Origin of the sequence: Rhodococcus sp. D-6 (assembly GCF_040256695.1) — a bacterium.
Taxonomy (GTDB): domain Bacteria; phylum Actinomycetota; class Actinomycetes; order Mycobacteriales; family Mycobacteriaceae; genus Rhodococcus; species Rhodococcus pyridinivorans.
In genome coordinates this window covers 3855616-3881872 of record NZ_CP132970.1, presented here as the reverse complement: position 1 = coordinate 3881872, position 26257 = coordinate 3855616, and the positions used below count along the sequence as shown (strand labels likewise).

Annotated in this window: 28 protein-coding genes and 1 tRNA gene; 12 read left to right on the top strand and 17 right to left on the bottom strand. The window is 66.9% G+C overall.

All coding sequences use genetic code 11. From position 1 onward, the window contains the following. Positions 1-9: 9 nt before the first annotated feature. From RBB84_RS18095 to RBB84_RS18055, 9 genes are all read right to left on the bottom strand, one after another. On the bottom strand, positions 10-1140 hold the full coding sequence (locus RBB84_RS18095) for an AI-2E family transporter (protein ID WP_024102332.1): 1131 nt from the start codon (positions 1138-1140) through the stop codon (positions 10-12). Between the two features lie 130 nt (positions 1141-1270). Continuing rightward, positions 1271-1347, bottom strand: a tRNA-Met gene (locus tag RBB84_RS18090). A 148-nt stretch (positions 1348-1495) separates the two neighbouring features. After that, positions 1496-2326, bottom strand: a complete 831-nt coding sequence (locus RBB84_RS18085; protein WP_064256456.1) for an SDR family NAD(P)-dependent oxidoreductase — start codon at positions 2324-2326, stop codon at positions 1496-1498. Beyond that, complete coding sequence (locus tag RBB84_RS18080; RefSeq protein ID WP_064256457.1) at positions 2326-2808, bottom strand: nuclear transport factor 2 family protein; 483 nt, start codon at positions 2806-2808, stop codon at positions 2326-2328. Before RBB84_RS18080 ends, RBB84_RS18085 begins: the two co-directional genes overlap by 1 nt. A gap of 102 nt (positions 2809-2910) precedes the next feature. After that, positions 2911-3531 carry an LON peptidase substrate-binding domain-containing protein gene (locus RBB84_RS18075; protein WP_019288231.1) on the bottom strand — a complete coding sequence of 207 codons (621 nt, stop codon included), beginning with the start codon at positions 3529-3531 and terminating at the stop codon, positions 2911-2913. Then, positions 3531-4004 (bottom strand): DUF309 domain-containing protein, encoded by a 474-nt coding sequence (locus tag RBB84_RS18070; RefSeq protein ID WP_006553195.1) that lies wholly within the window; start codon positions 4002-4004, stop codon positions 3531-3533. The genes RBB84_RS18075 and RBB84_RS18070 overlap by 1 nt, the downstream gene beginning before the upstream one ends. A gap of 37 nt (positions 4005-4041) precedes the next feature. Next, entirely contained in the window at positions 4042-4785 is a 744-nt protein-coding gene (locus RBB84_RS18065; protein WP_039584226.1) for an ESX secretion-associated protein EspG, read from the bottom strand. A gap of 5 nt (positions 4786-4790) precedes the next feature. Beyond that, positions 4791-6074: a PPE domain-containing protein gene (locus tag RBB84_RS18060; RefSeq protein ID WP_064256458.1), complete on the bottom strand. Its 1284-nt coding sequence runs from the start codon at positions 6072-6074 to the stop codon at positions 4791-4793. A 103-nt stretch (positions 6075-6177) separates the two neighbouring features. Continuing rightward, the gene (locus tag RBB84_RS18055) at positions 6178-6780 is read right to left on the bottom strand and encodes a TetR/AcrR family transcriptional regulator (protein WP_064256459.1); all 603 of its coding nucleotides are present in this window, start codon (positions 6778-6780) and stop codon (positions 6178-6180) included. A 292-nt stretch (positions 6781-7072) separates the two neighbouring features. Between RBB84_RS18055 and RBB84_RS18050 the strand changes: the two genes are divergently transcribed. The 3 genes from RBB84_RS18050 (at position 7073) to RBB84_RS18040 (ending at position 8957) form a co-directional block, all read left to right on the top strand. Continuing rightward, positions 7073-7834 (top strand): 3-oxoacyl-ACP reductase family protein, encoded by a 762-nt coding sequence (locus RBB84_RS18050; RefSeq protein ID WP_006554715.1) that lies wholly within the window; start codon positions 7073-7075, stop codon positions 7832-7834. Positions 7835-7866: 32 nt separating this feature from the next. Beyond that, the gene (fabG, locus tag RBB84_RS18045; RefSeq protein WP_006554714.1) at positions 7867-8625 is read left to right on the top strand and encodes a 3-oxoacyl-ACP reductase FabG; all 759 of its coding nucleotides are present in this window, start codon (positions 7867-7869) and stop codon (positions 8623-8625) included. Positions 8626-8744: 119 nt separating this feature from the next. Continuing rightward, the gene (locus RBB84_RS18040) at positions 8745-8957 is read left to right on the top strand and encodes a DUF4287 domain-containing protein (RefSeq protein ID WP_006554713.1); all 213 of its coding nucleotides are present in this window, start codon (positions 8745-8747) and stop codon (positions 8955-8957) included. 13 nt (positions 8958-8970) lie between these two features. Here RBB84_RS18040 and RBB84_RS18035 read toward each other — a convergent pair whose 3' ends face one another. Both RBB84_RS18035 and RBB84_RS18030 read right to left on the bottom strand, forming a co-directional pair. Continuing rightward, positions 8971-10074 carry a CoA transferase gene (locus RBB84_RS18035; RefSeq protein WP_039584222.1) on the bottom strand — a complete coding sequence of 368 codons (1104 nt, stop codon included), beginning with the start codon at positions 10072-10074 and terminating at the stop codon, positions 8971-8973. Continuing rightward, positions 10071-11258 carry an acyl-CoA dehydrogenase family protein gene (locus RBB84_RS18030; protein WP_024102321.1) on the bottom strand — a complete coding sequence of 396 codons (1188 nt, stop codon included), beginning with the start codon at positions 11256-11258 and terminating at the stop codon, positions 10071-10073. The genes RBB84_RS18035 and RBB84_RS18030 overlap by 4 nt, the downstream gene beginning before the upstream one ends. 120 nt (positions 11259-11378) lie before the next feature. Between RBB84_RS18030 and RBB84_RS18025 the strand changes: the two genes are divergently transcribed. Continuing rightward, positions 11379-12410, top strand: a complete 1032-nt coding sequence (locus tag RBB84_RS18025) for a LacI family DNA-binding transcriptional regulator (protein ID WP_064256460.1) — start codon at positions 11379-11381, stop codon at positions 12408-12410. A gap of 6 nt (positions 12411-12416) precedes the next feature. On the opposite strand, the gene RBB84_RS18020 is transcribed toward RBB84_RS18025, so the two are convergent. Then, entirely contained in the window at positions 12417-13748 is a 1332-nt protein-coding gene (locus tag RBB84_RS18020) for a serine/threonine-protein kinase (protein ID WP_064256461.1), read from the bottom strand. A gap of 158 nt (positions 13749-13906) precedes the next feature. Between RBB84_RS18020 and RBB84_RS18015 the strand changes: the two genes are divergently transcribed. The 4 genes from RBB84_RS18015 (at position 13907) to RBB84_RS18000 (ending at position 18366) form a co-directional block, all read left to right on the top strand. After that, positions 13907-14773, top strand: coding sequence for an SGNH/GDSL hydrolase family protein (locus RBB84_RS18015; RefSeq protein ID WP_064256462.1), 867 nt, complete (start codon positions 13907-13909; stop codon positions 14771-14773). A 120-nt stretch (positions 14774-14893) separates the two neighbouring features. Beyond that, the gene (locus RBB84_RS18010; protein ID WP_064256463.1) at positions 14894-16306 is read left to right on the top strand and encodes an ethanolamine ammonia-lyase subunit EutB; all 1413 of its coding nucleotides are present in this window, start codon (positions 14894-14896) and stop codon (positions 16304-16306) included. Next, entirely contained in the window at positions 16303-17067 is a 765-nt protein-coding gene (gene eutC, locus RBB84_RS18005) for an ethanolamine ammonia-lyase subunit EutC (protein ID WP_064060393.1), read from the top strand. The genes RBB84_RS18010 and eutC overlap by 4 nt, the downstream gene beginning before the upstream one ends. A gap of 525 nt (positions 17068-17592) precedes the next feature. Beyond that, the gene (locus tag RBB84_RS18000; protein ID WP_064256464.1) at positions 17593-18366 is read left to right on the top strand and encodes a PASTA domain-containing protein; all 774 of its coding nucleotides are present in this window, start codon (positions 17593-17595) and stop codon (positions 18364-18366) included. Here RBB84_RS18000 and RBB84_RS17995 read toward each other — a convergent pair. Next, the gene (locus RBB84_RS17995; protein WP_064256465.1) at positions 18363-19547 is read right to left on the bottom strand and encodes an FAD-dependent oxidoreductase; all 1185 of its coding nucleotides are present in this window, start codon (positions 19545-19547) and stop codon (positions 18363-18365) included. The two genes, RBB84_RS18000 and RBB84_RS17995, sit on opposite strands and share 4 nt — an antisense overlap. Before the next feature lie 101 nt (positions 19548-19648). Then, on the bottom strand, positions 19649-20566 hold the full coding sequence (locus tag RBB84_RS17990) for an RNA polymerase sigma-70 factor (protein WP_064256466.1): 918 nt from the start codon (positions 20564-20566) through the stop codon (positions 19649-19651). 1009 nt (positions 20567-21575) lie between these two features. Between RBB84_RS17990 and RBB84_RS17985 the strand changes: the two genes are divergently transcribed. Beyond that, positions 21576-22190 (top strand): YdcF family protein, encoded by a 615-nt coding sequence (locus tag RBB84_RS17985; protein WP_231912031.1) that lies wholly within the window; start codon positions 21576-21578, stop codon positions 22188-22190. 12 nt (positions 22191-22202) lie between these two features. Here the strand turns inward: RBB84_RS17985 and RBB84_RS17980 are convergent, their stop codons facing one another. Then, positions 22203-22715, bottom strand: a complete 513-nt coding sequence (locus RBB84_RS17980; RefSeq protein ID WP_231912025.1) for a DinB family protein — start codon at positions 22713-22715, stop codon at positions 22203-22205. Positions 22716-22813: 98 nt separating this feature from the next. After that, the gene (locus RBB84_RS17975) at positions 22814-23434 is read right to left on the bottom strand and encodes a class I SAM-dependent methyltransferase (protein WP_064256468.1); all 621 of its coding nucleotides are present in this window, start codon (positions 23432-23434) and stop codon (positions 22814-22816) included. Between the two features lie 148 nt (positions 23435-23582). On the opposite strand from RBB84_RS17975, the gene RBB84_RS17970 reads away from it, so the two are divergent. The 3 genes from RBB84_RS17970 to RBB84_RS17960 all read left to right on the top strand — a co-directional run bounded on the left by RBB84_RS17970 (position 23583) and on the right by RBB84_RS17960 (position 25592). Continuing rightward, positions 23583-24059 carry a hypothetical protein gene (locus tag RBB84_RS17970; RefSeq protein ID WP_041803482.1) on the top strand — a complete coding sequence of 159 codons (477 nt, stop codon included), beginning with the start codon at positions 23583-23585 and terminating at the stop codon, positions 24057-24059. A 2-nt stretch (positions 24060-24061) separates the two neighbouring features. Further along, entirely contained in the window at positions 24062-24259 is a 198-nt protein-coding gene (locus tag RBB84_RS17965) for a helix-turn-helix transcriptional regulator (RefSeq protein WP_064256469.1), read from the top strand. A gap of 220 nt (positions 24260-24479) precedes the next feature. Next, positions 24480-25592 (top strand): alpha/beta fold hydrolase, encoded by a 1113-nt coding sequence (locus tag RBB84_RS17960; RefSeq protein ID WP_064256470.1) that lies wholly within the window; start codon positions 24480-24482, stop codon positions 25590-25592. Positions 25593-25627: 35 nt separating this feature from the next. On the opposite strand, the gene RBB84_RS17955 is transcribed toward RBB84_RS17960, so the two are convergent. Then, positions 25628-26188, bottom strand: a complete 561-nt coding sequence (locus tag RBB84_RS17955) for a TetR/AcrR family transcriptional regulator (RefSeq protein ID WP_064256471.1) — start codon at positions 26186-26188, stop codon at positions 25628-25630. Between the last annotated feature and the right edge of the window lie 69 nt (positions 26189-26257).

Genomic DNA, 26257 nt, shown 5'->3' with positions numbered 1-26257 from the left:
TCTCGTCTCTCAGTCGTAGTCGTCGTTGTCTGCCGTGAGCTCCGGGGCGTCGGGTTCCGGTTCCTCTCCACCCACCTCAGGGATCAGTTCGTAGCGGTGCCCGAACGACTCGGCCAGCGCCTGCAGGATCGCCACCACCGGCACGGACACCAGAGCCCCCACCGGGCCGAACAGGGTGGCGCCGACGATCACCGAACCGAACGCCACCGCCGGGTGGATCGACACCGTGCGGGCCGTGATGCGCGGGTGCAGCACATAGTTCTCGATCTGCTGGTAGACCGTGCCGAAGGCGATCACCCACACGCCGTCGAGCGGTTGCTGCACCGCGGCGATGAGCGCGGGGAGCCCGATCGCGAGATAGGTGCCGAGGGTGGGGATGAACTGCGAGACCACCCCGGTCCAGATCGCGAGGGGCAGCCAGTACGGAACCCCGATGATGAGGAAGAAGATTCCGGTGAAGATCGACGCCGCGGCGGCGAGGATCAACCGGGAGACGACATAGCCGCCGGCCTTCTCCACCGAGGTCTCCCACACGTTCGCGATCAGCTGCTGCTGCCGGGCCGGGAACCAGCTCGCGATCGTCCGGCGCATCTTCGGCCCCTCGGCCGACATGTAGAAGACGAACAGCAGCATCGTCAGGATCTGGAACAGGGCACCGACCAGAGTGCTGAGGACGCCGAGGACACCGGGCGTGAACCGTTGCGCTAGATCGCGAACCGTATCGGGCGTGATCTTGAACAGCTCGTCCCCGGTCTTGAAGTTGGTGTCGAAGGTGCGGTTCGCCCAATCGGTGAGGCGTGTGAGCGCATCCGGAAGTGTGGTGAGCAACTGGGCGATCTGGTCGAACAGGAGCGTGCCGAACACCGCGAAGAACCCGATGGTGAGTGCGATCAGGGAGAACAGCACGAGGCCGGTGCCGGCACCGCGACGCATCCCGAACCGTTCGAGGCGGTCGACGATCGGTTCGATCGTGATGCTGAACAACCACGCCAGGAACAGCAGGCCGAGGAAGCCCTTCAGATTGTGGAAGAGCCAGCCCGACATCTGATAGAAGGCGACGGCCAGCAGAACACCGACGATCGTGGGCCGGAGCCAGCGGGGAGTTCGTGGTCGATCGGCGACGGTTGCGCGCTTGGCCATCACACCCTCCCGCTCTGCAGAGACTCTGCCGCGAAATCTACTCGGTGAGCGCGGCCGGGGGAGCCGTACCGAGACCGAGGAGCATTCACAGAAGAACCGGCCCGGACTCGTGTGAGTCCGGGCCGGTCGGTGGTAGCGGGGACAGGATTCGAACCTGCGACCTCTGGGTTATGAGCCCAGCGAGCTACCGAGCTGCTCCACCCCGCGTTGCATGTCCAACCATACACGACTTCCGAGGGTGCTCTGACCACCCCTCGTCCGGGCCGCCGAATCGAGGGGGAGGTTGTGTGCGACTTCCGCGGTTCCGACGCACACAACCTCCCCTGGCTTCGCCTCCCGACAGCCGCGGTCGTTGTCAGAACAACGGCCCGCCCCCGAAGATGTCCCGGTGTGAATCGGGTTGGTTGCCTTCGACGTCCACGATGCCGTAGTCGAGCGCGGTCTCTGCGGTGATGAGGGTGCGACCGCTGCGCGCGTTCACCTCGGGGTCGGCCGCGAGCGCGACGATCACCCGTCCGATGAACTCCGGTGTCTCGGCGTTGGCCAGCGAGAAGCCCTCGAAGTTGTCGATGCCGCGGGCGAGCATGGCCTCGTTCTTCACCAGTCCCGGCCACAGCGACAGGGTGGTCACCCCGGTGCCCCGGAGTTCGACGGCCATGTCGGCGGCCATCTTGTCCAGGCCGGCCTTCGACATGCCGTACAGCACCGAATGCAGGTAGCCGCGGGTGCCGAACGACGAGATATTGATGATCATCCCGCTTTTGCGCGGCACCATCAGCTGCGCGGCTTCGACGGAGGCGACGTAGTGCGCGCGGAGACCCACGCCGATCAGGCTGTCCCAGTCGCTGATAGGACGCTTCCAGAACGGTTCGGAGAACCCGGCGAACCCCGGCGGTGACGCCCACACGTTGTTGACGAGCAGGTCGAGCCGGGAATCCTGCTCGTCGGCGATCCGGCGGAAGAGGTCGTGGATCTGCGCGTCGTCGCGGTGGTCGCACTGCACCGCGATGCCGTACCCGCCGCGTTCGGTGACCTCCGCCGCGGTGCGGTCGAGCGGTCCGTCGACGCCGACGGGGCCGCGGGCGGTGACGTAGACGGTCCAGCCGTCGGAGCCGAGCGCGCACGCGATGCCCTTGCCGACGCTGCGACTCGCGCCGGTGACCACCGCGACCTTTGCTTCTGCCATCACTGCACCACTTCCACGTCGTCGGTGAGAGCCCGCTGGATCGACCACAGCACCTTCACGTGGCAGCGGGAGATCTTCCATTCGTCGTTCTCGACCACGTAGTCGTCGTCGTAGTCGAGCGCGGTGACCCGTTCGGTGCGGGCACGCAGATCCACCTGCCGAAATCGCAGCGTCCAGGCGCCGGTCGCGGTGTCGGACCCGGTCAGGTGGATGCTCGGATGCATGCCGTGATGCATGTCGAGCACGACGTAGCGGTCGTCGATCCGTTCCAGAGCGATCCGGGAGTAGATGTCGACCAGGGCGTCGGCGTCGTCGAAGCTGCCCAGCGCCGGTCCGTAGTAGATGTCGGCGCCGTGCGCGACGAAGCACCTGCGCATCGCCTCCGGGTCCTTGGTGTCGCACGCCCGGAAGTAGCGATGCTTGAGCATCCGGATCTCTTCGAGGGCTTCGAGCCGGGCCAACCGTTGTTCGACGGTGTCCATCGGGGTGCCTTCCGGTCGGGGACGAACAATGTCCCGGACCCTAGCCCGCAACCGTGAGATCGGAAGGGCGATGTTCCCACTCACCGGGTGGGCGCACGCGTCTCAGCCCTTCAGCTTCCATTCCGCGAGATCGACTGCGGTGGAGATCGCTTCGAGCAGCACGGCCATACGTTCGGCCGGACCCGGTGCGGCGAGAACCGCGTACCGGTCCGCTTCGCCCATCGGTACGTACCGGGCGAGCGCGAACAGTCGCGCCCCGGGATCCTCCGGTAGTTCGGTGGTGGCGGGAGGCAACGGAGCACGGCCACCCGTGAGGCGGTCGAGCACCCCGTACAATCGGCCCATCGGTCCGGTGATCGCGGCGAAATCCACCGGCCCCGAATCGGTGTCGGGCCAGGGCTCCACCTCGGCGATGGGGTAGGGATCGTCGGGCAACCATCGGGTGACGCGAATGCGTTCCTCCGCAATGCATTCGAGTTCGCGGCGGCCTGCACCGACCTCGGCGTCGACCATGATCCGTGCGACGGTGCCGACGTCGTGTCGCTGCTCGCCTCCGCCCACCTCGTGTCCCCGGGCGATGAGGACGACTCCGAAGCGGGGGCCGTCCGGTGATGCCGTGCAGTCCTGGACGAGTTGCTGGTATCTCGGCTCGAAGATGCGCAACGGCAGGTCGGACCCGGGAAGCAGTGCGGTGCCGAGCGGGAACATGGGCAGTGTCGGCATCAGGGCATCCTCAGGCGCGGGGTCGGGGGAGCGGGGATCGGTTCGTCGCGAGCGATCTCGGTGAGCAGATGATCGGCCCAACTCGCCAGGCCGTCGATGTCGAGCCGGTACGGCGGTTCGTCCTCGTAGTGCCGCACCCGCGCCTGTCCCTGCTTCAACAGTGACTCCGCGCCGGTGGGGTTGCCCCGGAGCAGGTGGGTCAGCCCCACGGCGAGCTGGGCGAGGCCCTGCCACAGGGGACGTTCCTCGGGTGGTGCCTTCTTCCACATTGCCTCGAAGACCTCGTGGGCATGGAACGGAAAACCGTGGTCGAGGAGACGCTGACCTTCGGCGATGGTCTCCTCGACATCCAGATCGAGGTCTTCGGGAACACGTTCGACGCCTTCTTCGCCCGGCGGCAACGGACGCCCCAGGGCGTCGCGCGGACGCGCGTTCTGCGGCCTGCCGTCGGGTGTGCGGTCCCGGTCCGTCATGTCGCCAGCCTAGACGAACGGCCGCTTCGGGAAGGGATCACTGGCGTCGCAGAACGCCGCTCCGACCCTCGTGCGAGGGCCTGCGCATTCGGGACAGTTGCGCCGACAGTTCCCGGACGAAAGCGTCGACGGTGCCCGGTGCGACGCGGAGGTCGGGACCGGGGACGAAGAGATACCGGCCGTCGCCCACGACGTCGAACCAGCCGATGTCGGCGACGGGTGTGTACCCCGGATTCGAGTACCGCAGGACGCGGATACTGCCGGTGGCCGTGCGCTCGCGACGCAGCAACCGGCGCAACGACTCTGCGTGCGTGCCACCCGCAGGGCGGCGGACCGCGCCGAACTCGGATGGCTCGAGCACGTCGCGGCTCGAGGCGGTGCGTGCGTGTTCGCGGCCCGCTGCCACGACCGGAAGGTGCCCGAGGATCGCACCCGCGAGGTCGGTGGTCGTGGTGATGCGGATGTCGCCTGCGGCAGGCGCCTGACGGGCGAGGACGGCCTGCTCGCCGGTCGCGGCGGCACGGACGAAGACCTCGTAGGCCGGGTCGGTGGAGCGGCCGTAGACCTCCACCGCGACCTCCCCGATCAGCAGGATCCGCATCGCGTCGTCGAGGGCAGGGTCGGGTGTCTCGTGCAGCCACGTGCGGGCGGCCTGGAGGTTCGCGGCGTGCTCGTCCTCCCATATCGCCGAGGTGCGATAACGCAGTGGGAAGGGGAACTCGTCGCCGCCCGCGGCGGTCCACGCCGCCAGGAATCGGTCGGGTGTGAGATGCCGGTCCATAGCGTTCAGGCCCCCAGAACCGGCGGGGCGGTGTCGGGCAGCGACCCGATCAGTTCGTTCCCGTTCTCACCGGTGACGAGATAACCGGCCGCGCGTTTGTCCTGCTCGTCGCCGCGGGACGAGGCTGGCGGGATCATTCCCGGCATCATGCCGAACGGACGGGCGCCGGCACCCCGCGCTGCGGCGGCACCGGGCCCACCGGCGACACCACCGGCGGGCGCAGCTCCGGCGACGAGCGGAGCGGGACCCGCCGCGGGCGATGCGCCCGCAGAGCCGACACCCCCGGCGCCCGGTAGGCCACCGCCGACACCTCCGCCCGACCCGGAGGGCGGCGAACCGTACGACTGACCGGTCGGGCTCGCGGAGTTGCCGCCCGCGGCCGGGGAGGTGGATGCAGGAGTGGTCGCTGCGGACTCGTTCGAACCCACGCCACCTGCCGAATCGGTACCTTCCGCCCGGCCGTCCGTGCCTTCACCGGACGACGGTGCGTCCGTACGGTTCTCCGCTTCCGTGGCGGTCTGCCCACCCGGACGTTCTCCGTCCCCGCCCGGGATTCCCGTCGGGTCGCCGGTGGTCCGGGCGCCGCCGACACCTGGTGTGCCGTAACCCTGGGGAACGAATGCCTCCGTGGCGCGACTCGTCGTGGCGGCATACGGGGAGGGCAGGACCGGAACCGCCGTGCCGGAATCGCGGTAGTACGGCTTGTAGAGGGCTTCCATCACCCGCACGGCCTGGGCGCGAACGGCTTCCTCCTGGCGGGCGGCAGCAGTACCGGCGACGGGATCGAGCGCGTACAGCACCGACGACGTAATCACCGTGGGTGGAGGCACGGACGCTCGCACCCGTTCGCCGACGTCGGCGGCAATACGGAGTTTCTCGGACGTCGCGCGTGCGGCATCGGACAACTGTTGTGCGGATTCGCCGAATCGCACCGTCGCGCCCATCGCGGCGTCGGCCGCCGGACCCTCCCAGTGTTGGCCGATGAGCTTGCGGATCATCAGCGTTCCCCACGCGACGGTGAGGCTGAAACCCTTTCCGAGTTCGGCCCATTCGGTGGCCAGGGTGGTCATCGCGACGGGATTGATGCTCTGGGCGAGCCGGTGGATGTCGGCATGCTCCATGCCGTGGAAGTTCTCGAATGCTGCGATGTATTCGGGATCGACTCCCGCGTCGATGCGCGCGGCCAGCGCGTCGTAATTGGACTGCCGGCGGGCGACGGAGTCGGGGGCTGGGGCGTCGACCCCGAGCGACACCAGTAGTCGGTCGACGACGTTGTCATTCGTGGACATGGACGACAGCTCCCCCTCGATGCTCTCGCGTCTCGAGGAGCCGACGGCGGCGCGATATCCCCCTGCCCACGTAGATCCCCCCGATCCGATGGTGGCGACGATGCTAACGCACGGCACCGACCAGGCGCAGGGCAAGATCGGCATACAGGTTGCTGATCGTCGCGGCGTCGTCGTAGCGGCCCGAGGGATACCAACGGCACACGTCGACGCAGAGCGACATCAGGGCGAGAGTGACACCTTCGGCATCCGGGAGGGTGAACTCGCCCGAGACGTGGCCGGCGTCCACGACACCCCGCACGACCTGCGTGGTCTGCCGTCGTAGTCCGACGATCGTGCGGTAGTGCTCGCGGTCGAGCGCGGCCAGCTCGTACTGGATGACCCGGCTCCATCGGTGGTTCTCCGCCTGCCAGGCGGCGAAGCGGCCGATGACGGAGGCGAGCCGAACGGACGGCTCGGCATCGGGGCGGTCAGCGTTCTCGACGACCTGCAGGGCGAGCGCGTGTCCCTCGTAGGCGATGGCGAAGAGTAGCTCCTCCTTGGACGCGTAGTGCGGATACATCGCGGCGGGACTCATGCCGAGTCGCGCCGCGATCCGGCGCGTCGTGGTGCCGCCGTAGCCGTGCTCCGCGAACTCGTCTATCGCGGCCGTGCGGATGCGAGCCGCGGCCTTGGATCCGCCGACGACGTCGTCCCATGCGTCACTCACGAGAGCGCTTCCGTTCTGTCCGGTTGGTGTTGACAAGCCCGCTACGGCATCGCACGATAAGCGAGCGCTTAGAAATAAGCCAGTGCTTATCGACTTGGTAACGGTGGGTGCGACGCGGGGTCCTCTCCGCGCTGCAACGCCCGCGGCAACATAGGATCCGCCGAAGAGAAGAATAGGAACTGGCTCTGAAAGGCAGTGCTGTCCAATCAAATTGGATACAGGCTGTTTGGTGGATGAGAAGGCGGTCGGCTATACAGTTCCTGTAGGCCCCGTCACAGCGAGGAGATGACGTATGTCCGTGCTCGACCGCTTCCGTCTCGACGGCCGCGTTGCCATCGTCACCGGTGCCTCTTCGGGCCTCGGTGTCGCATTCACCCGAGGGCTGGCCGAGGCAGGGGCCGACGTCGTGCTCGCCGCACGCCGCCTCGACCGTCTCGAGGAGACCGCCGCGCTGGTCCGGGAGGCCGGACGGCAGGCCGTCACGGTCGAGACCGACATCGCTGATCCCGAACAGGCGCAGCGCATGGTCGATCATGCGGTCGAGCAACTCGGCCGGGTGGACATCCTCATCAACAATGCCGGTATCGGCACCGCCGTGCCCGCCACCAAGGAGACCCCCGAGCAGTTCCGGCAGGTCATCGACATCAACCTGAACGGATCCTATTGGGCGGCACAGGCCGTCGGCCGTGTGATGCAGCCCGGTAGCTCGATCGTCAACATCTCGTCGGTTCTCGGTCTCACCACGGCAGGCCTGCCGCAGGCCGCGTACTCGGCCAGTAAGGCGGGCGTCATCGGCCTCACGCGCGACCTCGCGCAGCAGTGGGGAGCACGCAAGGGAATCCGCGTCAACGCCATCGCACCCGGCTTCTTCCGGACGGAGATGACGGACGAATACCAGCCCGGATACCTCGACTCGATGAAGCAGCGAATCATCCTCGGCCGGACCGGGGATGCCGAGGAGATCGCAGCCACTGCGGTCTGGCTGGCGTCCGACGCCTCCGCCTACGTCACCGGTCAGACCATCGCCGTGGACGGCGGACTCACCATCACCTGACGGCACCACCCATCCCCCAACGGAGGAACGCTATGAGCACACAGCCCCGCACTGCCATCGTCACAGGAGCCGCACGCGGTATCGGCGCAGCCGTCGCCAAGCGGCTCGCCGGCGACGGCTACCGGGTCGCCGTCCTCGACCTCGACGAATCCGCCTGCAAGGACACCGTTTCGGCTATCGAGTCCGCCGGCGGCAAGGCGCTCGCCGTGGGTGCCGACGTCTCCGACGAGAAGTCCGTCGCCGCTGCCGTCGAGAAGGTCGCCACCGAACTCGGCGAGCCCACCGTCCTGATCAACAACGCCGGCATCACCCGCGACAACCTGCTGTTCAAGATGACGGTCGAGGACTGGGACGCCGTCATGAACGTGCACCTGCGTGGCGCCTTCCTCATGACGCGTGCCGTCCAGAGCTACATGGTCGACGCCAAGTTCGGTCGCATCGTCAACCTCTCGAGCACCTCGGCCCTCGGCAACCGCGGCCAGGTCAACTACTCCGCTGCCAAGGCCGGCATGCAGGGCTTCACGAAGACCCTCGCAATCGAGCTGGGCAAGTTCGGTGTCACCGCCAACGCCATCGCGCCGGGTTTCATCGCCACCGAGATGACCGCCGCGACCGCCGAGCGTCTCGGCCTGTCGTTCGACGACTTCAAGTCGAACATCGCGGCCGACATCCCGGTCGGCCGTATCGGCGAGGTCGACGACATCGCCCACACCGCATCGTTCCTCGCGTCCGAGGGCGCGGGCTTCGTGTCCGGTCAGGTCATCTATGTGGCCGGTGGCCCGAAGGCCTGATCCCCTTCCGTACATCCGTGCCGCCGCGTCCCATCCGGGACTGCGGCGCCGCGGTCTTTCTGTTGCGGATCGAACGGAACGGCCCGACCGTGTCGGTCGCCTCGGTTAACCTCTCCGGCATGAGCGAGAAGGTCAAGGGGCCCCAGTCGTACTTTCCGTCGATCGAGCAGAAGTACGGACGCCCGATCGAGGAGTGGAAGAACATGATCCGCGCCTCGGATCTCGCCGAGCACATGGAGCTCGTGAACTGGCTGAAGCAGGAACACGGGATGGGCCACGGGCACGCGAATGCTCTCGTCGCCCACACTCTGAAGGAACAGAAGTCCGAGTGACGAGAGCGTCCGACTACGCCAGCCGCGGGGGTGCGGTGCGGTAGGTCGCAGGGGTGGCGCTGAGCCGGATCGGGTTGGCGATCTGACGAAGCGGAGCGTCCCGGTCGGGATCGTCGATCGACACCACCGGCGACAGGCCGAGTCGTTCGGCGAGCGCGACCGCGTCAGCGATGTCGTTGAGCGGTCCGCACGGCACCCGGGCTGCGGTCAGAGCGTCGAACCACGCGTCGGCGGTGTCCGTCGACAGCAATTCGTCGAGGATCTTCGTCAGCTCCTCCCGGTTCGCGACGCGGGCGGTGTTCGTGGTGAACCGCTCGTCGGTGGCGAGTTCGGGTGCGCCGAGAACCGCGACCAGGGAAGCGAATTGACGGTCGTTGCCCACGGCGAGGACGAACGGCCGGTCTGCCGTGTGGAACACCTCGTAGGGCGCGATGCTCGGATGGCGATTGCCCATCGCCTTCGGCACCACTCCTGCCGCGACGTAGCCGGACGATTGGTTCGCCAGCGCCGACAACAGGGACGACAGCAGGTTCACCTCGACACGCTGGCCCTCGCCGGTGCGGTCGCGGTGCCGTAGCGCGGCGAGAATGCCGAGCGCAGCGTGCATTCCGGTGATGATGTCGACCACGGCGACACCGACCTTGGTGGGTGTCGCATGGTCGGGCCCGGTGATGCTCATCAGACCGCCGACGGCTTGGATGAGCAGGTCGTAACCGGGCAGGTCGTTGTGCCCGCCGAAGCCGGTGATCGAGGTGTAGACGATGCCGGGGTCGAGTTCCCGGACCTGCTCGTATCCGAGCCCGAGCCGAGTCATCGTGCCGGGCAGGAAGTTCTCGACGACGACATCGGCGCGGGCGACGAGATCGCGTGCCTGCTCGAGTCCTTCGTCGGTGGTCAGGTCGATGGCCACCGATTTCTTGTTGCGGTTGACGCCGAGGAAATAGGTCGACTCGTCGCCGGCCCAGGGTGGTCCCCAGTGCCGGGTGTCGTCCCCGAAGCCGGGTCGTTCGATCTTGACGACCTCTGCCCCGAGGTCGGCGAGCAGCATGGTGGCGTAGGGGCCGGCGAGCACGCGACCGAAGTCGGCGATCACCAGCCCTTCCAACGCTCCGCTCACCGGAAGGCTGCCTCACCGGTCAGAGCCTTGCCGATGGTCAGCTGATGGACCTCGGAGGTGCCCTCGTAGGTCAGTACCGATTCGAGGTTGTTGGCGTGACGGATGACGGGGTACTCGAGCGTGATTCCGTTGGCGCCGAGGATGGTCCGGCACTCGCGGGCGATGGCGATGGCCTCACGCACGTTGTTGAGCTTGCCGAGGCTGACCTGTTCCGGGGCGATCTCGCCGCGGTCCTTGATGCGACCGAGGTGGTAGGCGAGCAGGTGGCCCTTGCCGACCTCGAGCGCCATGTCGGCGATCTTGGCCTGGGTGAGCTGGTAGCCGGCGAGCGGCTTGTCGAACACTTCGCGGGACTGCGAGTACTCGATGGCGGTCTCGAGGCAGTCGCGGGCGGCACCGATGGCACCGAAGACGATGCCGAAGCGGGCCTCGCCGAGGGAGGTCAGCGGTCCGCGCAGACCCTCGGCCTTCGGCATCATCGCCGAGGAGGGCAGACGCACGCCGTCGAGGATGAGCTCCGATGTGACCGAGGCGCGCAGCGACATCTTGGAGTGGATCTCCGGTGCGGAGAAACCGGGGGTGTCGGTGGGGACGACGAAGCCGCGGATGCCCTTGGCGCCTTCTTCGAGGTCGGTCTGCGCCCAGACGACGGCGACGTCGGCGATCGAGCCGTTGGTGATCCACATCTTGGTGCCGTTGAGGATCCAGTCGTCGCCGTCGCGCTTTGCGTTGGTGCGCATCCCGGCGGGGTTGGAACCGAAGTCGGGCTCGGTCAGGCCGAAGCAACCGATGGCCTCACCGGCGGCCATGCGGGGGAGCCATTCCTGCTTCTGCTCCTCGCTGCCCCAGTGGTGGATGGAGAACATCGCCAGCGAGCCCTGCACGGACACGAGGCTGCGGATGCCGGAGTCGACGGCCTCGAGTTCGAGGCAGGCCAGGCCGTAGGCGGTGGCGCTCATGCCGGCGCAGCCGTAGCCGTCGAGGTGCATGCCGAGCACGCCCAGCTGTCCGAGTTCCTTGGCGAGCTCGCGTGCCGGGAGCTTGGCTTCCTCGAACCACTGGGCCACGTGCGGGCGGATGCGCTCGTTGCCGAACTTGCGGACGGTGTCGCGGATGTCGATCTCCTCCTGCTCGAGCAGGGAGTCGAGGGCGAACAGCTGGGTGAGCGACTGAGCGTTGGACATGGCCTTCTCCGGTGGTCGAGGAAACGTTTGTCAGAACGATTGTGAGAACGTTTGCGCGATCGATTGCATGGCCTACGCTAAAGACACGTTCCGGGCACGTCAACTCGGAACGCGAACTCGATGCCGTACGAGCAGGAGAGCCGCATGCCCCGTCCCGACCGCGCCCCGACGCTCAAGGAGATCGCCGAGCGCGCCGGTGTCCACGTCTCGACGGCATCCCGTGTGCTGCGCCAGCCCGAACCGGTCGACGGCTGGTCGGACTCGGCACTGCGGGTGCGGGAGGTCGCGGCCGAACTGGGATATCGCCCCAACCTGTGGGCGGCGAGCTTGCGGACCCGCAAGACCACGACCCTCGGTGTCGTCATGCCGCGACTCACCGACGGCGTGGTCGCCACGACCTACCAGGGCATCGAGGAAGCCGCCACGAAAGCGGGCTACTCGGTACTGCTGTCGAGCCCACCCGACGACCTCGAGGCACAACGTCGCGCCATCGCGCTGCTCGTGGGCCGGCAGGTCGACGGTCTGCTGCTGAGCAGCATGCACCTCCCGGGTGGTCCGTTCGTCGAGTCGCTGGTACTCGGATCGCTGCCCATCCTCGCGGTCACCCGGCACGCCGATGCGGGGTTGCCGTTCGTGGTGGGCGACGACTACCGGGGTGGAGCACTGGCCGCCCGGCACCTTCTCGACCGCGGCTACGACGACCTGGCGATCATCGCCGGCCCCGACCACGCCAGCACCGCCCGCGACCGCCGCGACGGCTTCGTCGACACTCTGAAGGAAGCGTCGGCGCCACTGCCGCCCGAGCGGATCATGCGGTCGAGCTTCGACGTCGCCGGGGGTGTGGAGGCCGCGCGTGCGCTGCTGGACCGCCCCGACCGTCCCCGCGCGATCTTCGCGGTCAGCGACACCATCGCCATCGGCATCCTCGGTGTCGCCCGCGACCTCGGTCTGTCCATCCCGGACGATCTCGCCGTGGTCGGCTACAACGACATCCCCGTCGTGGCGCAGCTGCCGGTTCCGCTCACCACCGTGCGATCGCCCGCGCACGATATCGGGGTGACGGCCATCGAGCGGCTCCTCGAACTCGTGCGAAATGGAGGAACGGAATCGACGCGACTTCCCGTCGAACTCGTGGTGCGCGCCTCGAGCTGAGCGATCTCACCCGTTACCGCGGCCACTGTTCCCGTTGCCGGTGTTTCCGTTCCCATTGCCGTTGTTGCCGTTGTGGTTCCCGTTGTTCCCCTGCGAGTTTCCGTTTCCGTTACCGTTGTTGTTGCCGGGTCCGCTGTTCCCGCGGGACTCGGGTTCGGACCTCGTGGGCCCGGCATCCGCAGGCGGTGCGACGGGAGTGGTCTCCGGAGCGGGCACGACGGGCGGAACCACGGCGGTCTCGTCCACTGTGCGCGCCGGGGCGACCGTGGATTCGGGGGGCGCAGGAAGCTCGGTGGTGGCCGGTACCCGCTCGGGCGTCGATGCGGACATGCCCGGCGTCCGCGTCTCCGGTGTGGCCGCCGGCGGGGAATCGCCCCGCCCGAATCCGAGTGCGAGACCGCCCACGGCGAGCGCCCCGACCAGCGTCAGACCCGCTGCGACGAGAACTCCACGTGAACGGTCCGTGCTTGCAGTGGTCGTCGGTCCGCCGATCTCACTCGCCGGCAGGAAGGCTGTCGCAGCGCGGTTTCCGTCGGAATTCTGCAATGCCACGAGCATCTCGTGCGCACTGCGGAACCGGTCGGAAGGCTCTCGTGCCATGGCCCGTTCGATCACCGCGACGAACCCCGGATGGGCGTCCGGGCGGAGATCGGCGAGTGGCCGCGGACGGTCGTGCGTGATGGCCCGTGCCAGCGCGAGGATGTTGTCCTCGGCGAACGGTCTCCGCCCGCACAGGGACTCGTAGCCGACGATGCCGACCGCGTACAGATCGTCCGTCACGGACGCAGGGTGTCCGGTGATGCGGTCCGGGCTCAGATAGGCGACGGTCCCCACGAGTTCACCGGTGTGGGTGAGGTCGTCGCCGACGCTCTTCGCGATACCGAAGTCGGCGACCTTGATCTCGCCGTTCTCTGTGATGAGCACGTTCGCCGGCTTGATGTCCCGGTGGAGGATCCCCGCACCGTGCGCGGCGACGAGCGCCTCGAGAATTCCGGCGAGCACCGTGCGCACCCGATCGGCGGGTAGGGGTCCGCGGGTGATGTCGTCGGCGAGGGTCCGCCCGGAGAGCCGTTCCATAACGATGTAAGGACGTCCGTCGTGTTCACCCGTGTCGTACACGGCGACGATGCGAGGGTGGTTCAGGGCCGCGGCGGCCCGGGCCTCGACTTCGAAACGACGTCGTACGTCCGGTCTGCTGCAGACCTCCCGTCCGAGCAGTTTGACGGCGACGGGCCGGTGGAGGCGGGTGTCCCAACCGTCGTGGATCTCGCCGCTGCCGCCCACGCCGAGCAGACCGCTCAGCTCGTAGCGGCCGTCGAGAACTTTGTGGACGGTCACAGGTCGACGGTAGCCGTTCGAAGGGGGGAGTAAACAAAATGCGCTGGTGGGAGGATGTGTGCCCGAGCTTCATCCGTGATCTTCACCCGGTGCTCGTAACGCGTTTGTAATTCGTGCCGATCTCATGCCCGGGAGAACCACGCTGCCGGAGGGTCTGGATGAAGACGATTGTGCGAGCCGGGATCGTCGCCGGCATGGCAGCTGCATCGATGGTGTGGCCGGTGTCCGCGATGAGCGACCCGGGTAGCGAGCAGGGCATCCGATACGTCGCGCTCGGTGACTCGCGTGCCGCCGGACCCTACCTCGACGCAGCGGCGATGCTCAGCGGATGTGCCCGCGCGGATGCGGGATATCCGAACCTCGTCGCGGCTTCGCTTCAGACCGTCAGCTTCGTCAACGTCGCGTGTTCGGGTGCACGCACCGAGCACATCACGTCCGTCCCGCAGGAGACGTCGACCGGATCGGTCCCGCCGCAGATCGATTCGCTCACTCCGGACACGAATCTCGTCACGCTGAGCATCGGCGGCAACGATGTCGGCTGGGCGGGGCTCGTCTCGGCCTGTTACACCGAGCTTCCGGGCGGCGATGCGCACTGCCGCACCGATTCGGGCACCACGTCGCGCATGGATGCCGCCCTGAGTGCACTCGGACCGAAGCTCACCGCGACACTCACCGCCGTCCAGCAACGCGCACCGCGCGCACGGGTTTTGCTGGTCGGGCACGGCGGTGTTTTCGGCAACCGGGGTTGCTGGCCCAACATCCCCACCAGCGATGCCGACGCCTCCTTCGTGACGAACTTCTTCGTGCGGATGAACCGAGTACTCGCCCGCTCCGCCGGCGAGGCCGGTGCCGAGTTCGTCGACGTCATGGCGGGATCGGAAGGGCACGACGCGTGTGCGCCGTCCGAGCAGCGCTTCTACGAGGGACGGCAGTCGCTGTCGCTGGCGAAGGCACTGCACCCCACCGCTGCGGGGATGCGGCACATGGCGCAGCGGGTGACGAACGTTTGGTACCAGCGAGGCTAGGAACCGACGACCAGCGACGTTTCGTTCGCGACACTCGCCGGACACGACAGCGAAAAAGTGGAATGCTGCACTCCACTGCGTGCTCACATCCGTCGAACCGGTCCTGCGCGGGAGGCCTCGATGACGATCTACCGACAACAGCTCGGCGGAACCGGTTACGTCTTCGACGGCCTCGTCGATCTGCTCGGCAAAGCATCCCCGCGCCGCTCGGGCGATGAACTCGCCGGCTGCGCCGCCACCTCGGACGCCGAACGCGCCGCGGCACAGCTGGCCCTCGCCGACCTCCCGCTGACCACCTTCCTCACCGAGGCAGTCGTCCCGTACGAGACCGACGAGGTCACCAGGCTGATCGTCGACACCCACGACGCGACGGCCTTCGCGCCGGTCTCGCACATGACCGTCGGGGAACTGCGCGACCACCTCCTGGAGGTCGCGGCCCGACCGGACTCCGCCGACGTGCTCGCGGCACTCGCGCCGGGACTCACCCCGGAGACGGTCGCGGCGACCAGCAAGATCATGCGCAATCAAGACCTCATCGCGGTCTCCCGCGCTGCGACGGTGACCAGCGCGTTCCGCACGACCATCGGATTGCCCGGGCGGCTCGCGACGCGCCTGCAACCGAACCATCCCGTCGACGACCCGCGTGGGGTCGCCGCGTCCGTTCTCGACGGCCTGCTGATGGGATGCGGCGACGCGGTCGTCGGCATCAATCCGGCGAGCGACTCGCCGCACGCCGTGTCCGACCTGCTGCACCTACTCGACGAGATCCGGCAGCGATTCGAGATCCCCACCCAGTCGTGCGTGCTCACCCACGTCACCACCACGATCGATCTGATCGAGAAGGACGCACCCGTCGACCTGGTGTTCCAGTCCGTTGCCGGCACCGAGGGCGCCAACCGCAGCTTCGGTGTGGACCTTGCAGTGCTGCGGGAGGGCAACGAGGCCGGCAGGTCGCTGCGACGGGGGACCGTCGGCAACAACGTCATGTACTTCGAGACCGGGCAGGGTTCGGCGTTGTCGTCGGGAACCCATTTCGGAACCGGTGGCAGGCCGGTGGATCAGCAGACCCTCGAAGCGCGCGCCTATGCCGTTGCGCGCGAGTTCGAACCGCTGCTCGTCAACACCGTCGTCGGGTTCATCGGACCGGAATACCTGTACGACGGCAAACAGATCATCCGCGCGGGTCTCGAAGACCAGTTCTGCGGCAAACTCCTCGGCCTTCCGATGGGCGTGGACGTCTGCTACACCAATCATGCCGAGGCCGATCAGGACGACATGGACACCCTGCTGACCCTGTTGGCCGTTGCCGGAACAGCATTCGTGATCACAGTGCCGGGTGCCGACGACGTGATGCTCGGCTATCAATCGCTTTCGTTCCACGACGCGCTGTACGTGCGGGAGGCCGCCGACCTGCGGCCGGCACCGGAATTCGAGGACTGGCTACGCAGGCAGGGCATGGCGGACGACGTCGGTCGCATCCTGCCGGTGGACGTCGGCGCGTCCCCTCTGCGCGCACTCGGAGGTGCCTTGTGAGCGACCTGTGGGACGAATTGCGCCGGAACACCCAGGCACGGATCGGACTGGGACGCACCGGGAACAGCATCCCGACGCGCCGTCATCTGGAATTCGTGGCGGCCCATGCCGAGGCGCGCGACGCCGTGCACGTCCCGCTCGATGTGCATTCCTTGGCTCAGCGGGTTCGTGATCTCGGGCTCGGTGAGCAGTTGATCGTGGAAAGCGCAGCAGGAGATCGCAGTACGTATCTGCGTCGCCCCGACCTCGGCCGGCAGCTCGCCGAGGGGACCACGCTGCCGCGCATGGAGGCCGATCTCGGTATCGCGCTGTGCGACGGGTTGTCGTCCACCGCTCTCGACGCCCACGGACCCGATCTGCTCGCGGCGATCGTCGCTGCCCTGCCCGGGTTGACCGTGGCGTCACCGGTGATCGCGACGCAGGCCCGCGTCGCGCTGGGCGACCATATCGGTGAGCGGCTCGGCGTCACGACGATGCTCGTGATCATCGGCGAACGCCCCGGCCTGTCGGTGGCCGACAGTGTCGGCGTGTACCTGACGCACCACCCGACGCCGGGACGCAGTGACGCCGAACGCAACTGCGTGTCGAACATCCACCCGCCCGGCGGGATGACCTACGAGCACGCGGCGCGCGTCGTCGCAGCCCTCGTGAACGGGGCGCGGCAGTTGGGGGCGTCGGGGGTCGCGTTGAAGGACACCTCGCGGGATCCCGCACTCACCGACCCCGACAGCGGAGCGCGAAACGGTCAGCAGAGCGCGTAATAGCGCGCACCTATGACCACTTCACGCTCTGCTGCCCTCGGTCGAGGGCGGAGGATTGCGCCGTTGTGTGCAGATTGACAGGGTACATCTCACTCGTCCCACTGCCTATGTTGCTGTGCCCGAGCAAGCTTCTCGAGAGGTAGACAACCTGAAGATGAGGCTCACAACCCTGCTGGTCGACCATCTGGGTCAGGGGCCGATGCTGCCGAGCATGATGCCGACGCTTGCGGCGAGCGACGCGATCAGATGTGCGTTGTAGCGCTGGTCGAAATCTCGAGTACTCATTGGGTCTCCTATTTGCGATTCGTGGAACTTGTTCGGGTCAAGCGGTTTCGGGAAGCGGGTTCTTCAACGAAGCGACGATGTTTTTCGCGATCGTCGACGCCACCTCCGGCGAAACGTTCGCGTCGTGGCAGCGCCTCGCCGCGACCGCCAGCCGATCGGCGACCTCGTTGAGCGGGTCAGCGCGTGTGCGGTCGAGAAAGCAGCGGCACACGGGGCCTGGTGTCGGGTTGAAGGAGAAACATGAAGTTCGTCGTCCCCTACCTGCGAGTCGTAGCGGGGATGTTCGCCGCCATCACGCTGTGGCTGGCGATCGTGGAAGTAGTCAACGGCAACCTTGCCGACGCGATCCTGTTCGTGGCATTCGCGGCCGGCCTGGGATATCTCGCGATCGGCAAGCCTCTGCGCGACCGTCGCAGGCGGATCAAGGCCGAGCAGGACGCGATCGCCGCACGCGCCGAAGTCGGTCACCGCGCGTTCCTCGCAGGGGATGTGCGGGCCGCGATGGCGCCGCCGCCCGAGCCGCCGAAGCCTCCGAGGATCCGGCGCGGGGTGGTCATCGCCGCTGCCGTCGCCGGACTGATCGTCCTTATGGGAATCATCGGTGACATCTCGGACGGGCTGGATTCACCCACGAAGGACGACGCGAGTACGACTCCTCGCGCTGCCGCACCGACGACCACCACGCCGTACACGACCTCGGCTGCCACCACCGCACGGACCGTCGCTCCGGAAACCACTCCCGCCACGAGAGTTTCCACCACGCAGGTTGCGGCGGTCGCGTCCACCGCGGTGATGCCGAATGTCGTGTGCATGGATCTCCAAGCGGCGCAGGACACCATCCAGGCCGCAGGCGTGTTCTACTCCACGAGCGTCGACGCGACCGGTCAGGGACGCGCGCAGGTATGGGACAGGAACTGGGTCGTCGTCGACCAGACTCCCTCGGCGGGAGCATCGATCGGTGAAGGCGACCCAGTGCTGTCGGTTCTGAAAGAGGACGAGTTCAGCGGTTGTTAGGCCATCGGTTGCTCCGTGCGGGAGAGATCCTCGGGGGCGGTGTTCGACGGATGCCGGCCGCCCCTCGGGAATCCCACCGATCCCGGCCGTAGGGCCTCGACCCGCAGGCCCGCCATCGCGGCCTTCAGTCCGAGATCCTTGATGGTCGAGGCGATTCGGCCGGCATACGCCTGTTCCTTCGGGTTGTCGTCCCGTTCGTGGAACTGGACGACACCGACGCGTCGGCCCAGGCTCACACCGACGCCGTTGAACCCGAAATCGAGGTTCGCGGGTTCTTCACCGGCGATACGGCTGAGAACCGTATCGGCCGCAGCCAGGCCGGTGGGCAGGGCGGACTGGCATGCCATCCGCACCGGCTCTCCCGACGGTGCCGCGCAGTCACCGGCGGCGATCACGCGGTCGTCGTCGATGCTGGTCATCGTTTCGTCGGTGAGGATCCGGCCGAGTTCATCCGTCCTGAAGCCGCTGGAGTGGGCCAGTTCGGGAACGCCGAATCCGGCGGTCCAGACGGTGATCGCACTCTCGAGGACGGTGTCGTCGTCGAGCGTGAAGCCGTCGGGTCCGACGCGAGTGACACGCGCGTTCTCGATGATCTCCACCCGCAGGCCCGCGAGCCGTTCGTAGGTTGCGGCACGGGCCTTCTCGGACAACATCGGGCCGATGACACCGCTGCACACGAGGCGCACGCGACGTCCCTGTTCGGCCAGCTCGCCGGCTGTTTCGAGCCCTGTGAGTCCGGCGCCGACGACGGTGACGACGGCATCCGGCCCGAGGCTGCTCAGCGCGTACTGCAGGCGCTCGGCATACTCGAATTCGGCCACCGGAAAGGCGAACTCCTCGACGCCAGGAACGGTGGACCGTCTTGTGGCGGTACTTCCGACGGCGTAGACGAGATAGTCGTAGTCGACCGTTCCACCGGATGCGAGATGGACGGTGCACGTGCCGGGTTCGATGCGGGTCGCGGTATCGACCAGAAGGTCGACTCCTTTCGCCAGAAGTTTGCGGTAGTCGCCGGATGCATGGTGGTTGCCGACCGCGAACTGGTGCAACCGGGTTCGCTGGACGAAGTGCGGCCGGGGATTGACGACGGTGACCGCAGCCTTCCTGCTCATGCGGTTGGCGGCGACCGTTCCGGCGTATCCGCCGCCGATGACGACGACACGGGGGCGTGTGTTGAACATGGCTTCTCCGATCCGTTCGTTGGCTCTGTGGGGAGCCCTCGTCATCTAGGACCGGACAGCTACGTCGTTTGTGACATGCCGCGCCGAACAATCGGGAGGATTCAAGGTCGTTGCAGGTCACGGAGCTTCTGGGCGAGCACCCGCACATCGGCCACTCGCCCCAGGTGGGCGAGCTTGTCCGGATTGATCAGCACCCGGACCGCGCCGATCTTCCCGTCCGTCACGTCGAACGTCATGACCTGCACGATGGCGCCGTCGGCGTCCCGCACGATCAGGCCGGGGAGCCTGTTGATCTCGTGGGATTCGAGCGACATGCCGAGCTGGCCCATGGGCGAGACGAACGAGGCCAGCAACCGCATGACCTTCTCGCCGCCGACCACGATCTTGCGGATGGCAGGTGCCTTGCCACCGCTGTCGGCGACGAGTTGCACATCGGCGGCCAGCAGGTCGCGCAGGGCGTCGACATCGCCGTCCTGGAACGCCGTGAGGAATCGTGCGGTGAGTTGCTCGTGCGCCTGCGGGTCGGTGTCGAACCGCGCCGAACCTTGATCGACGTGGCGTCGCGCCCGCACCGCGAGCTGCCGGCACGCCGTTTCGGAGCGGTCGACGATCTCGGCAATCTCCGAGAAACCGAATCCGAATGCCTCGCGCAACACGAAGACGGCGCGTTCGAGCGGACTGAGACGTTCGAGCAGTACCAGCGCTGCCGTCGAGATCGATTCCCGCAGTTCGGCCGAGCGCGCCGGATCGTCGTAGGGCTCCTCGAGTATCGGTTCCGGTAGCCACTCGCCCACATATCGTTCGCGCCGCGCCCGCGCCGATTCGAGCATGTTGATCGACACCCGGGTGACGACGGTGGACAGGAATGCTCGGGCCGAATCCGGTTCGACGCCGGAGGTTTCGTATCGCACCCAGGTCTCCTGGACCGCGTCCTCGGCTTCGGTCACGCTCCCGAGGATGCGGTAGGCGATGGCGAACAACAGTGGACGCAGGTTCTCGAACTCTTCGACGCCGGTCACGTCGGCCCCTCCCGTAGACCCGTGCTCCGATCACAGCACTCCACCCGGGGTTCGCGCAACGAGGATGAATTCGATCGGGAACGAATCGGGCGCCCTGCGGGCGGCTGCCCTCGACCGATCGGAGACCCTTCGGGTCCCTGAGTCGTCGTCCCCTTCCCCAAGGCTGCCCGGTCGCCATACCCCGATAGACCGTCTCGGCCAGCACGGATAGCCCCACGTCGCGGAGGACGTGCGGCTCGCACTGGACCCGGTCGTTCGTGTCGACCCGCACGATCGGGTGCTCCACCACCAGCTGTGGAGACGAGGGATACTGGTGCCCAGTCGGTTTCGAGACAGGGAACGGCCCCGGCTCGCAGCGTCGGCGCGCTGACGTCGGACTGTGGGAGACGAGCGACGAGCTGCGTCGACGCGCCTCGGCTACCGGAACGGCCCTCGTGCGCGACGATGCAGGTGAAACGCCTCGAGCCCTCCGATCACGGTGGGTCGGAGGGCTGGAAAGTCAGGACGTCGGGCGTGAACCCGGGGGAGCGGGTGTGTGTCGGCCGGCGCGGACGAATGCGCTCGCGGCTCGTTGCTGGAATACGCCTCTCGAAGGCGTGTGGATAGACTCCACCCTACGGTGCATGACAGTCCCTATCTGTCTTGTGCCCAGACCCCGGTGAGGTGTTGGCGCACCTTCCGGGGTCGACCTGTTTTCAGGTCGGTGGAGGGATGGTCGCACGGGTGTGCGAAGTCGTCAACTCGAACACACATTCTGTTTCTGTCTGTTCTGCAAGTACGGGAAGCGCAGTGATTCGTCCGAATGGCGCCTCTTGCAACGATTGTCGCGCTTGTTCATGGATAGACCAGTGGTTCGGATGTAAAACCGATTGTCAGCCGTCATCGAATCCGACGCGGCCTATGGTGATACTTCTTCGCGTCGAGCTCCAACTTCCCACACGTGCGCGTCGAGATGGCACAGTGCGGCACGGCCGATGTCCGGGAAGAAAGGGGGGCTCGCGTGGGAGCTGTGCGACGCACGGTGGTGGCGACCGCAGTCGCGGCCACAGCCGCGGTAGGTGTATCGACGGGGCAGGCAGCGGCGACTCCTGCAATCGACACCGTCGTGAACGGTGCACTGTCCGTCACCCCGCTGTGCCAGGGAACCATCGACGCGCTGATCATCGCGTGCACCGAGCTCGAGAAGCTGACACCGCACTTCCCGCTGATGCTCGACCTGAATCCGCGGGGTACGCATCTCGTCGTGCTCGGGGCCGGACTCACCGATGACGGCAAGATCCGGCCGGTGCTCGAAGAACGACTCGAAGCGGCTCTCCGTGCAGCGCAACGCTATCCGGAATCTCCGATCGTCGTCACCGGTGGCGTGCCGCGCAACGGCGTCACCGAAGCGGAGGCCATGAAGGACTGGCTGGTCGTGCGAGGCATTCCGCCGGAGCGCATCACCGAGGAATCGCAGTCGACCTCCACCGTCGAGAACGCACGCTTCACCAACGACGTTCTGCTCGAACGGCGAGCCACGGGCGCTGTGCTGGTGACGAACCGCGACCACCTCGAACGCGCGATGATCAACTTCCGGCAGGCGGTCGACGCGCGCATTCCGATCGCGGGCATCGTCCCAGCGTAAACGCAGGAAGTATCAGCCCGGCGTATTCGCCTTCCGCGTCAGTACCTGACTGATCTCCGAAACATTCTTCGCCAGTTCGAAGTTGACCCACCCGGCTACTTCCCACAGAGGTGAAGGTTCGGGCATGAGGCCGACGATCGTCTTCTCGATGTCGGCAGTCTCGAGAAGTGCGGCCCATTCGGTGCGAAGAGCCCGGATGCGGCCGGTCGAGCCGGACCATTCGTAGGCGTCCGGCCCGACCGCAGTTCCCCCACTGCAGACCGCCACGGTGTTCGTCCACCACCACTCGATGTGCCAGAGCAGCCACGCAATCGTGGGCTCGGGGAAGGCCTCGGCCGTCTCGTCCGGCCAGTCGGCGACGAGACGCCCGTCGACCCGCCGGACGCCCACGGAGTTCGACGACGGCTCCCAGTGCACGGCAGCCTCGTCGATCCGCGGCAGGACATGTTGTTCCGTGAAGAGCCAGACCAGGTCGAGTTGCTTCAGCAGCGTGCGCGTGGCGAGTGGCAGGGTGTCCGAGGGCATGCATGCAATCATCGCGGACATAGTGGACATGTGCTCGATGTCGACACCGTGTATCTGTCCCCGGAAGTGTGCAAACGTTGCTGTGCAGTTGTCCGCCTTCACGCGGTCGGTGTCGCCACTCCCAGCGACAGCGCACCGAAGAACTTCGGCGTCTTCTCCTCGTAGAAGGTGTCGAGTTCGCGGATCTCGAACCCCGCACCGCGGACGAGGTCGGCGATTTGTCGTGTCAGATGGCAACCACCCGCGACGCGCTTCTGGATCGGTTCGAGCCGGTGCTGCCACCGCCGGACGTTCTCGTCCGGCGCGAGTCCGTGTTCGACGAAATGCAGGGTGCCGCCCGGTGCGAGGACACGACGTATCTCGCGCAGAGCCGCGTCGGCATCGGGGATGGTGCACAGCGTCCACGTCGACAGTGCGCTGTCGAAGGTGTTGTCCTCGAACGGGAGTGACTGACCGTCCAGGCCGGATCGTTCGATGCGCACGGGGGAGTCGTCGATGCGCGGACGTGCGAGCTTCCATCCGAGGTCCGCGGGTTCGACGGCGCTGACCGACTCGACGGTGGTGGGGTAGTAGGGAACGTTGAGACCGGATCCGAATCCGATCTCGACGACGCGGCCGCTCAGGCCGGCGCACACTCGTTTCCGGTTCGCTTCGGTGAACGACGGTGCACAGGCGATGTTCACCAGTCGCGGTACGACGTGATCGTTGTAGAGGCTCATGGCAGTCCCTTCGCCTGGTGGCGTGTCGATCTGCTCGATCCATCATGACACCTGCCCGGCCGAACGGAACCCCTCGTTTCTGTCGCACCGAACGGACTGTTAAGTTACCTTTACATGTAAAGTGTGCTTTACGGCGAAAGGGGAAACGATGGACAGCGGGGGTGCCGGATCGGTGGTCGGGCGAAGCAAGTGGGGCAAGGTGCGGATGGGTTCGCGGTGGATCGGCGCGGTACCGCCGGCGATCGCCCTCGGAATCCTGGCCACAGCCGTTCTGGCAGCGGTGGTAGCTGCTCTGGGGCTGGTGCCCGACTATCCCGTGGCCGCCGGCGTGGCGGTCGCGCTGGCGACCGCACCCTCACTGTCGGCCCTGTCGTGGGTGCTCCTCGTGGATCGGTCGACCCTCGAAGGCGCCACGGACCGGCCCGAGGATTCGGTCGAGTCGTCCTGGTACGAGAAAGCCGCCTCGGGCGCTTTCACCGACATCCTCCTCGTCACGGGCCTGGGGTGCACCGCTCTGGCGTTCGCTCCGATCGAGGTCGAGGGCCTGCACGCGCTGATGGCGGTCATCCTCGTGGCTTTCGCGTCGTTCGGTGTGCGCTACGCCGTGCAGCGTCGGAAGGGCTGAGGGTGCGGAATTCGCTGGCGGCCCTGCGCGCGGAGAGCGGATGGTCGCAGCAGAGGCTTGCCGACGAACTCGGGGTATCGCGCCAGACGATCATCTCGATCGAGAAGGGGCGATTCGACCCGTCCCTTCCGTTGGCGTTCCGCATCGCGCACCTGTTCGGACGTCGAATCGAGGACATATTCCTACCCGGCGAGGGATAAGCGAAGGGGCCGAGCGGATTCCCCGACAGAACCCGCTCGGCCACTTGCCGATCACTCGAGCGTACTACCGGCGTCAACGGTGAGTGTGAGTCCGGTGATGTCGTCGACGTACACCTCGCCCTTCCTTCTTGACCGGCATCCAAGAAGCCTTTACCGTAATCGTCACGCCTTCTTGAATGGCGTCCAAGAGATGTGGTGGTGAAGCGGGAGGGTGCTAGTCATGAACATCGGTGAGTCTGCCGATCGGCGCGAGGTGGTAGCGGTGCAGCGGCGCGAGGTCTCGTTCGTCTCCGGCCAGGACGAGTGCGCGGCATGGCTGTACACCGCACCCGACCTGAACGGTCCGCGCCCGATGGTGATCATGGGGCACGGGCTCGGAGCGGTGCGGGAGATGCGCCTGGATGCCTACGCGGAACGGTTCGCCGCCGCGGGATGGTCGGTGCTGGTGTTCGACTATCGTCACCTCGGGGCCAGCGGCGGAGCACCGCGCCAGATCCTCGACATCGGCCGGCAACGCGCCGACTGGCATGCCGCTCTGGCCTTCGCGCGCACACTTCCTGAGGTCGACGTCAACCGGATAGCCGTGTGGGGCAGTTCGTTCGGCGGAGGTCATGTCCTTCGAGTCGCCTCCGAGGACACCCGTATCGCGGCGATCGTGGCGCAGTGCCCCTTCACTGACGGTCCGGCGTCGTTGCGCGCGCGGATACGGACCGGCCCGCTGAGCGTGGTGGCACTGACAGTGGCAGGCATTCTCGACACGGTCGGGTCGTGGTTCGGCGCGAAGCCGATCCTGTTGCCGATGGCGGGGACGTCCTGGATGCCCGCGTTCGTGGCCTCACCCGACGCCCTCGCCGGCGCTTCCGCACTCCTGCCCGCGGGGACCCGGCTCTCGCGGCGCACCAGCGCGGTGTTGAAACGACTTCCGTCGGTGCGGGCTCAGCTGTCGAAGAACATCGAGCTGACGGAGATCGACGGTGGGGAAGAACCCGAGACCGGGGTCGGCCGCGACAGCGTCTGGGGTGTACTGCGCGGTCCGAACGGCGAATTCGAGGCGGCCAATGCCCTCGCTGCCCGGCTGGCGCTGCGTCTTCCGCTCGATCGACCCGGTCGTGCGCTGGCCCGCTTCAGCATTCCGACGTTGCTGTGTGTCTGCGACAACGACGCGGCCGCGCCCGCGAAGACCACGAAGCGTCACGCACAGGGTCTGGCGCACGTACAGGTTCAGAGCTACGTGTGTGACCACTTCGACATCTACGTCGGTGACCACTTCGAACGCGCCGTGCGTGACCAACTCTATTTCCTGGAAAGGCAATTCGACCGCACCGCACAGTAGGTCGCTCCGCGTTCGTGGACGCGCAGATCAGGTGCTCAGCCGGTGGCTGCGGCACGACTGCGAGCGCTGCTGAGCAACGTCTCGATCACCGCGCGCCGCTGAGCCTGATCCGTCGGGTGCATCAGCAAGCCCTCGACCACGAAAACGCCGATCGAGACCAGCGGATCGACTTCGTCAGCGGGCACGCCGAGTCCGATCAGCTCCGCCCGGAACAATCCTTCGGCCAGTGTGTGGAACTGCTCGTGCCATTGCTGAACGGACGCGGACTTCTCGGCGCGTGTGTGCACCGTGCTCACCAACCGACCCAGTTGCTCCAATTCTTCGACCAACCACAAGAGTCGATCGGCCAGGCCCGAGCCCAGTATCTCGCTGTAGGAGGCCATCGAGTCGGCTAGAACCGCATCCAGGACCGCGATCAATATCGAGTCCTTGTCCTGGAAGTACCAGTACAGCGTGTTCGACACGACTCCGGCGTCACGGGCGATCCGCGTCATCGATGCCGCGTCGTATCCTTCCTCGACGAACAACCGCCGGGCGGCTACCACGATCTCTGCGCGTTTCTCTTCCCGATCCTGCGGACGTCTGTTGCGGGGCATCTCCAGTCCTGACCTAGTTCCCGCCCCGATGCTATCTTGACCGGCCCCCAAGAGCGGGCCCCGGCCGAC

What these genes read in the sequence shown, in the direction of transcription:
- RBB84_RS18095 (WP_024102332.1), bottom strand. Translation starts at nt 1,140, where the DNA reads ATGGCCAAGCGCGCAACCGTCGCCGATCGACCACGAACTCCCCGCTGG.
- RBB84_RS18085 (WP_064256456.1), bottom strand. Translation starts at nt 2,326, where the DNA reads ATGGCAGAAGCAAAGGTCGCGGTGGTCACCGGCGCGAGTCGCAGCGTC.
- RBB84_RS18080 (WP_064256457.1), bottom strand. Translation starts at nt 2,808, where the DNA reads ATGGACACCGTCGAACAACGGTTGGCCCGGCTCGAAGCCCTCGAAGAG.
- RBB84_RS18075 (WP_019288231.1), bottom strand. Translation starts at nt 3,531, where the DNA reads ATGCCGACACTGCCCATGTTCCCGCTCGGCACCGCACTGCTTCCCGGG.
- RBB84_RS18070 (WP_006553195.1), bottom strand. Translation starts at nt 4,004, where the DNA reads ATGACGGACCGGGACCGCACACCCGACGGCAGGCCGCAGAACGCGCGT.
- RBB84_RS18065 (WP_039584226.1), bottom strand. Translation starts at nt 4,785, where the DNA reads ATGGACCGGCATCTCACACCCGACCGATTCCTGGCGGCGTGGACCGCC.
- RBB84_RS18060 (WP_064256458.1), bottom strand. Translation starts at nt 6,074, where the DNA reads ATGTCCACGAATGACAACGTCGTCGACCGACTACTGGTGTCGCTCGGG.
- RBB84_RS18050 (WP_006554715.1), top strand. Translation starts at nt 7,073, where the DNA reads ATGTCCGTGCTCGACCGCTTCCGTCTCGACGGCCGCGTTGCCATCGTC.
- fabG (WP_006554714.1), top strand. Translation starts at nt 7,867, where the DNA reads ATGAGCACACAGCCCCGCACTGCCATCGTCACAGGAGCCGCACGCGGT.
- RBB84_RS18040 (WP_006554713.1), top strand. Translation starts at nt 8,745, where the DNA reads ATGAGCGAGAAGGTCAAGGGGCCCCAGTCGTACTTTCCGTCGATCGAG.
- RBB84_RS18030 (WP_024102321.1), bottom strand. Translation starts at nt 11,258, where the DNA reads ATGTCCAACGCTCAGTCGCTCACCCAGCTGTTCGCCCTCGACTCCCTG.
- RBB84_RS18025 (WP_064256460.1), top strand. Translation starts at nt 11,379, where the DNA reads ATGCCGTACGAGCAGGAGAGCCGCATGCCCCGTCCCGACCGCGCCCCG.
- RBB84_RS18015 (WP_064256462.1), top strand. Translation starts at nt 13,907, where the DNA reads ATGAAGACGATTGTGCGAGCCGGGATCGTCGCCGGCATGGCAGCTGCA.
- RBB84_RS18010 (WP_064256463.1), top strand. Translation starts at nt 14,894, where the DNA reads ATGACGATCTACCGACAACAGCTCGGCGGAACCGGTTACGTCTTCGAC.
- RBB84_RS18000 (WP_064256464.1), top strand. Translation starts at nt 17,593, where the DNA reads ATGAAGTTCGTCGTCCCCTACCTGCGAGTCGTAGCGGGGATGTTCGCC.
- RBB84_RS17995 (WP_064256465.1), bottom strand. Translation starts at nt 19,547, where the DNA reads ATGTTCAACACACGCCCCCGTGTCGTCGTCATCGGCGGCGGATACGCC.
- RBB84_RS17980 (WP_231912025.1), bottom strand. Translation starts at nt 22,715, where the DNA reads ATGCCCTCGGACACCCTGCCACTCGCCACGCGCACGCTGCTGAAGCAA.
- RBB84_RS17975 (WP_064256468.1), bottom strand. Translation starts at nt 23,434, where the DNA reads ATGAGCCTCTACAACGATCACGTCGTACCGCGACTGGTGAACATCGCC.
- RBB84_RS17970 (WP_041803482.1), top strand. Translation starts at nt 23,583, where the DNA reads ATGGACAGCGGGGGTGCCGGATCGGTGGTCGGGCGAAGCAAGTGGGGC.
- RBB84_RS17960 (WP_064256470.1), top strand. Translation starts at nt 24,480, where the DNA reads ATGAACATCGGTGAGTCTGCCGATCGGCGCGAGGTGGTAGCGGTGCAG.
- RBB84_RS17955 (WP_064256471.1), bottom strand. Translation starts at nt 26,188, where the DNA reads ATGCCCCGCAACAGACGTCCGCAGGATCGGGAAGAGAAACGCGCAGAG.